The 6615-nt window shown below is 36.9% G+C and carries 4 protein-coding genes; all 4 read right to left on the bottom strand.

Annotated features, from left to right (window positions below; genetic code table 11):
• Positions 1–11 precede the first annotated feature (11 nt).
• Genes H153_RS0102340 through H153_RS09040 form a run of 4 tightly spaced genes read right to left on the bottom strand, consistent with a single transcriptional unit; the run spans position 12 to position 6523 of the window.
• Positions 12–2588, bottom strand: a complete 2577-nt coding sequence (locus tag H153_RS0102340; protein WP_022846531.1) for a BamA/TamA family outer membrane protein — start codon at positions 2586–2588, stop codon at positions 12–14.
• Positions 2589–2597: 9 nt separating this feature from the next.
• On the bottom strand, positions 2598–3524 hold the full coding sequence (locus H153_RS09050; protein ID WP_022846530.1) for a radical SAM protein: 927 nt from the start codon (positions 3522–3524) through the stop codon (positions 2598–2600).
• 13 nt (positions 3525–3537) lie between these two features.
• Entirely contained in the window at positions 3538–4440 is a 903-nt protein-coding gene (locus tag H153_RS09045; protein ID WP_022846529.1) for a hypothetical protein, read from the bottom strand.
• Positions 4379–6523: an urea transporter gene (locus H153_RS09040; RefSeq protein WP_022846528.1), complete on the bottom strand. Its 2145-nt coding sequence runs from the start codon at positions 6521–6523 to the stop codon at positions 4379–4381. Before H153_RS09040 ends, H153_RS09045 begins: the two co-directional genes overlap by 62 nt.
• Positions 6524–6615: the final 92 nt, after the last annotated feature.

The following is a 6615-nucleotide window of genomic DNA, read 5'->3' as shown; positions in this document are numbered from 1 at the left end:
ATTTCCCTCTCCTAAAAAGGAAAACCAAAAGAGATATGGAATCTTCCTCTTCCCTGTCCCTCAATAGGCTTTAATTTGTATCCATAATCTACCCTGAGAGGTCCTACAGGCGTAAGGTACCTAAAACCAGCCCCTACGGAAGAATACCAGTCCTTAAAAGTAAAATCCGAAACACTGGGAAAAACATCACCGGTATCACAGAAGAGTGCCACCTGAAACTCTTTAAAAAAAGTATATCTTAACTCAAAGCTTGCCAGAGAATAGAAATCACCGCCAACATAGTTACCCAGCGAATCCACCGGTGAAATTGTTCCGTACTTATAACCTCTAATGCTCTCTGCACCACCAAGATAAAACCTGTCCTGCAAAGGCACACCCTTTGAAAATGGTCTTATATAACCTGCACCGCTCCTGAAAGCAAAAATGAGATTTCTTCTTAAACGCTTCAGCTTCAGAATTTTTAACTCTGAGAGAAAATAATCCGCATCACCACCTAAAAAGCCACCAGTATATGAAAGTTTCAAATAAAATCTGTATCCCCTCTCAGGATTCGTAAAGCTGTCTCTCCTATCATAATCGGTGGTAATAAAAAGTGTTTTTTTATAGAACTTTGTCTTTCCCGATGTAACATCGTTTACAATTTCCTTAGAAACTTCCACACCATAATTTTGCTTCAGCGACCTTCCCTGCTTTCTGTTGATCTCAAACCTCGTTATATAACGTTCAACATCAAAACTCTCAAAAATCTCTGTTTTACGAATTAGGCTTAGATACGCCCTGTTCCTCGGTGAAAAGAAACCAGACTTTCCAATTCTGAGAAAAACATTAGAACCTTCCGTGGACCTATATTCACCAGAAAGAAACATGGAAAATGCTTTACCAAAAGGTGAACTGCTCCTTACCGTCCCCTTGACAGTGGTGCCAGCATCCGAACTGTAACCGAGAAAACCTTTAACCGTCAAAACCGGTGCTTCCTTTAAAACAAAAACGGGATTAACCGTCCTTACTGACTTAACTTCTTTCAGTTCAATCATGGAAAATATTCTGGTGTCAGAAAGAATAGAATACTGCTCTATTATTCTTTTTCTGCTGTAAAAACTCGTAGGCCTTACCACTCTGAGAGTAGCAAGTGACGAAAGATTCGTTCTGCTTAAACCTGCAAACAGGGAAAAACCTACGTAATAGCGCCGACCTTTGTCAGTGTTTACACGCAAAGAGAGAAGAACCCGATTTCCTTTAACCGTTTCTTTCTTATCTATTCTAATCCTTACGTCAAGATAACCAATATCTCTATAGTAATCGGAAATGTCTGATTTCAACTTTTCTTCAAACTCCGGAGAATATGGAAAGGGCAGCCTTCTATTCAATTTGATAGGAAGGTTCAACAACCTTACAACAAGAAACTCTCTGCCGGGATTTATAACTAACTTAAGCGTTGAGTCACCGAAACTTTCCGAAACTTCAGCGTTTAAATAGCCGTTTTCTTTTAAAAGATACGAAATAGAATCTTTTATTTCTGCTATTTTACTTTCAGAATATGGTTTGCCTTTTATTTTATAGACAATGTCATCTATACCACTGGAAACCTTTTTATTTACAGTTCCCAGAATTTTAATTTTTACATTTTCTATTTTTACATAAGGACCTTCAGTTATATGAAATACAACCAGAACTTTATCTTTTGAAATATCTTTTGTAAAAACCGAAATTTTAACGTAAGGAAAGCCACTGTTTTTATAAACACTGACTATTTTTTCTCTGCTCTGCTCCAGCTCAAATTCATCAAAAGCTCTGTCCCTTGCAAAAGTTAAAACCTTTAATATTTTTTTTGAGTCTATGTGATAATTGCCTGAAATTTTAATTTTATACTGCTTTCCCGGTTTAACTCTTATAATCAGTTCAACACTTTTTCTTTTTCCACCTTCACCGTAGATTTTTATACGGGTATTAATTTCAAAATTATAGTATCCCAGAGATACAAAGTGATTCTCAATCCGCTTCAATTCGTTAAAAAGATAACTTCTCTGTAATCTTTTCCCAATAATTGATTTTAAACGGGATTCCACAAACTTTTTTATGCGAAAATTATCACAAATTACATCCAGTTTCTCTATCTGGTGAGGAAGACCACTTTTAATGTGGAAAACAACAATGTAGCCAGCGGGAGATGTCTTTACAGCAACATTTACTCTGGCGTCTTTGAATCCTATATCTTCAAGTTTAAATCTCAGCAGCAACCTGGCATTTTCGACAAAAGAGGAGGAAAACCTCTGACCTATAAGGAAATTTTTTATGGTTTTAGAAGTTTTTAAAAGTTCAGGAGGAAGGTTTTCAAAAATTACATTTTTTATTCTTAAATTTTTCTCCACCACTATTTTTCCATTCTGCCATTTAGCCTTAAATCCAAGAATATCCAGCACTTTAGGAACCGTTTCAGAACAGTTATCCACTCTACAAACCACTTCTGCCTGCCGCTGGAATTCTTTCTTTAAATATTCCGGAAACGGGACTTTTGAAACAACTTCAATCTCCGCATGCACTGTAAAGGGGAGAAGAACAAAACCCATTAAGAGAAAAAAATATCTCATAAATTCTCCTCAGCTTCCCGCTTTTAAATATTTCTTCTCTCCATACATTACATATTTAACCTTTCCTTCCTTTACTAAAGAATCCACAGCAATCCTGACTTCTTCCTCAAGAAGTCCCAGAGCATCAGCAATTTCTTCGACAGGACAGGGCCTTCTCTTTATCAGTTCCAGAATTTCTGCTTTAATATCCTCCACAGGCATTTTTTTCCTTTTAGCAGAAGACCTACCTATTACATCCGTGGCAGGATAACCCACTATTTCTTTTATTCTTTCCAGCTCTTCTGGTGAAAGCCCTTCTATGTTATAGGCAGGAGGCCTGACCACAGTATTTATCTGCCACCTTTCAGGACTTATCTCAAAAACAAATTCACCTACGGCATTTATCTCTTCTGGTGAATCATTTATCCCTCTAACAAAAAGAGTCTCTAACCAGATATCAACATCGGTTTCTTTCCTTAACCGCCTTATGCCCTTCTTTATAATCTCAACCGTTAAGTCGGTAAAGGGACGGTTAATCTTCTTGAAAACATCATTAGAAGCTGCATCAAAGGAAGGAAGAACAACATTAACATCTTTTATCTCTTCAATAACATCGTCTCTAAAAAGTAGAGAACTGTTTGTAAGAACAGCAATTGGAATTTCTGGAAATTCAGCTCTTAGAAATTCCACAACCTTTCCAAGTCCAGAATTAAGTGTTGGTTCTCCATACCCACTAAATGTTACAAAATCGACAGGCGGATTCTTAGAAAGAAAACGTTTAAGTTCTTCTATCACTTCATCAACAGGAATGTACTCTTTCCTTTCTAAAGTTTTAAGGGTTGTCTTTCCCACTTCACAATAGACACAATCCATACTGCAAACCTTAAAAGGAACAAGATCAACACCAAGGGAAAGACCCAACCTTCTTGAGAAAACAGGACCAAATATATATTTCATAATCATTACTCCTTTACCATTTATACCCAAGTGAAATCGTAACCGCAGTCTGGGTTACATCATTACCCGTTTCAAGATCATCAAACTTATTCAAAGAAATCGTCGCGCCTAACCTGTAATTCCTGGCAAAGTAATAGCCGGCTTCAACAGATATCCCCTGTTTATATTTCTCTGCAAGGTTATAAACAACAAATCCCCCGTTTTTGACTGCAAAAACTTGCTCACCCTTCCAGGCTGAAATTCCAGCATCAAACTTCCCTTTATAGTAGTGAAGGAAAACTTCTGCAGAGAGAAAATTGCTACCACTAAGACCAAGTTCATCAGATTTATTTAAAGTAATATAGTAAAGTTTCGTCCCCGCATAAAAAGTGGCTTTTGAAGCATAAAAATACTTACCCAAGTGGGGTGCAACCTGCAAAACATGCAGATTTAGACTTTCAGGATAATAAGAAAAAGCCGTTTCAATGCCTGCATTCCAGTTATAAGGTTTAAAATATGTTCCATCGAAATAAAAAATCAAACCGTTATTTGTCAAATTATCATCAGTAGCTATGTAATGAACACCAAAAGAAAAAGTATGGTTTTTCAGCAGCTCATTTGTAACCGAATAGACTGCTGTTACATCTATCTGATTTAGAAAACGTATCCCCACATTCGAAATACCATATCTTTTAAACGCTAAAGTTGATGTATAGTTATCCGAATATTCTATGGATGTGAAAGATAAACCAAAAGAGTACGATTTTGTTAAGTTACCCGTACTGTAATAACCTGTTATGGAAGGTCCCCCTATTTTACTCCCACCATTATAATCAATATAAGTTCCATAGATGGCCGAATAGTCCGCCCGGGCATCAGCCAATACTAACAGTATCCCCGTCAATGCCGTTAAAACCGTTAATAAAAATCTTTTCATCATCCACTCTCCTTAAAACAACTTCCCTCTTTTTCATTCCAACGTAAATCCTATCAAAACCTACTACATCGTGTATAGTTGCTTCCGTATCAACCTGAAAATTGAGAAATTCAATCTTTCCCTTGAAAGAAAAAGGCGAAACAGCTTTATATATCCCCTTAACTTCATAAAGGTTATGATTGAAAGACGCCAAAAATCTAAAAACAGCTTTAATAAACCTTTTTTCAACCAACTCTATAGGCAGATAATCCTTCCACACTAACTCTTTTTCAAGGTGGAGAGGAATTTTGGGCGAAGACAGAAAAATATACTTTAAATAGGATTTATTGCTGCCTTCGAAACTGTAACAATAGAAAGTACCGTTATTAATTCCGAAGTAGAGCCTGGCTATCCCATCTGTTAAATAAAAGGTACCATCAGGTGCCATTTTAACAACTGCCTGAAAATTGCCCTTTTTCTCACCATTTTCTAAAATCTCAAACATGAAAACCATATCTATAAGCATATTTAATTTCTCATATAATCCTTTATCCGGGTAAACAGGTTTAACCCTATCATTCTCTTTCGGAACTCCGTTGTCAATAAATATTTTTTCATCCTTAATAAAAGGAGCAAAACTAAATGGAACAGTAGGAGCACCTATATCCGGTAAAAGCTGAACGTGAATATGGATGTGAGGTTGAGGAGAATAGCCGGAATTTCCGCACTGTCCTAAAACAGTCCCCTTTTCAACCCAATCACCGGGTTTAACCTTTATAGAGTCTTTTTTCATATGACCTATAACAACGTAAAATCCCCTTTCATCTAATATCTGAACAAAATTACCCAGATTATTCTCTCTATCAGCTTTTCCCGGCGGATTATCAGGAAGGTTGGTAACTGTTTTCACGACTCTTCCCCTCACGGGAGAAAGAACAGGCTTCTGAAAAGCATAATAATCGGAAAGTAAAATTCCATCACCTGAAAAAGTTTTTCCTTCTTCATCTGTAATTACAAAATCAACCGCATACTGCCACGCACCCTTGTGGGTCCACTTACCGTGAAAGGACTGCCAGACAGTCCACTCACCGGTAAAAGGAAGAGAAATTTCCCTTCCCCAGAATGGAAAGCGTTTAACAACGGTGAGAAAGTAATCAAGTGTTTTCTCAGGAGTTCCTCGATAAAATCTTGTTAGACTCTCGTATCCTACGAGACCAAGAGAATAAACCATCAAAAGGACAACCGTGTTAAAAGGAAGGGCAAAAACAGGAATACCAAAATGCTGCCAGAACGTTTTCGTTGACTCAACAACAGGAACAGCTACAAGAGAAGCAATCAAAGCCATAAAGTAACTTTTAGGCGAGGGAATTAAAAAAACACCACCCACAGCCATAGCTATGAGTATGTAGTTGAACGCTGAAATATCCGTAAATGCCTTTTCAAGAGAACCGGTCATAAGAGCTGTCACAAAAGTAGCCCCGACGTAACCTATAAAAGCCAGAAATGAAAGTATCCGCGAGTAAACAAAGAGAGCTAAAAAAATCACTATACCTGCAAGTGTATAAGGAGAAAAAAGAATCGTCCCCATAGAGTCAAAAAAACCTTTTAGAAACAGCGGAAGATGAAAATCCCATTCAGGATAGTGGGGATATAAACTTGTAACGAAAAGGTTGGAGTAGCGTAAAGAAGCAAGGTAAACGATAAAGCTCCCTATAACAAATGGAATACTTAAAACAGGCAGTTTAAAATAGTAAGAAAAAATAGAAGATAGAGAATATGTCATCAAAAATGTAAGGATACCAAGACTTATTAAAAATATAAGCGTAAGGGGACCTAACTTAAACAGATAACCTATTGCAAGACCAACAAGGAGAGGATTGTAAATGTAAAAATCAAGACCCAAAAATGTTTCTTTAAGACCAAGAAGTCTGGCAAACAGATAGGCTGAAAGAACACACAAAAATCCGGCAAATCCCATATTGAAATTAATTATAGAAACCAGAAAGAGAACCGCTCCAAACACAGGTTCAGAAATGAAAAAGATGCCGGCATAACTATTAAAAAAGGCACGGAAAAATTTCCTCAATCTATCATCACTTTTCATTCGTAAATTCCGTAAGATTATATGATAGGGAAATTATAGAACAGATTTGGAAAGAAAGGGAGAGAAAATCTTGAGTAAAATAAGGTAGAGGC

It is taken from the genome of Desulfurobacterium sp. TC5-1, assembly GCF_000421485.1.
In the GTDB taxonomy this organism is placed as follows: Bacteria; Aquificota; Aquificia; order Desulfurobacteriales; family Desulfurobacteriaceae; genus Desulfurobacterium_A.
Note: the sequence above shows the minus strand (reverse complement) of the source record. Positions and strands in the feature narration are given on the sequence as shown.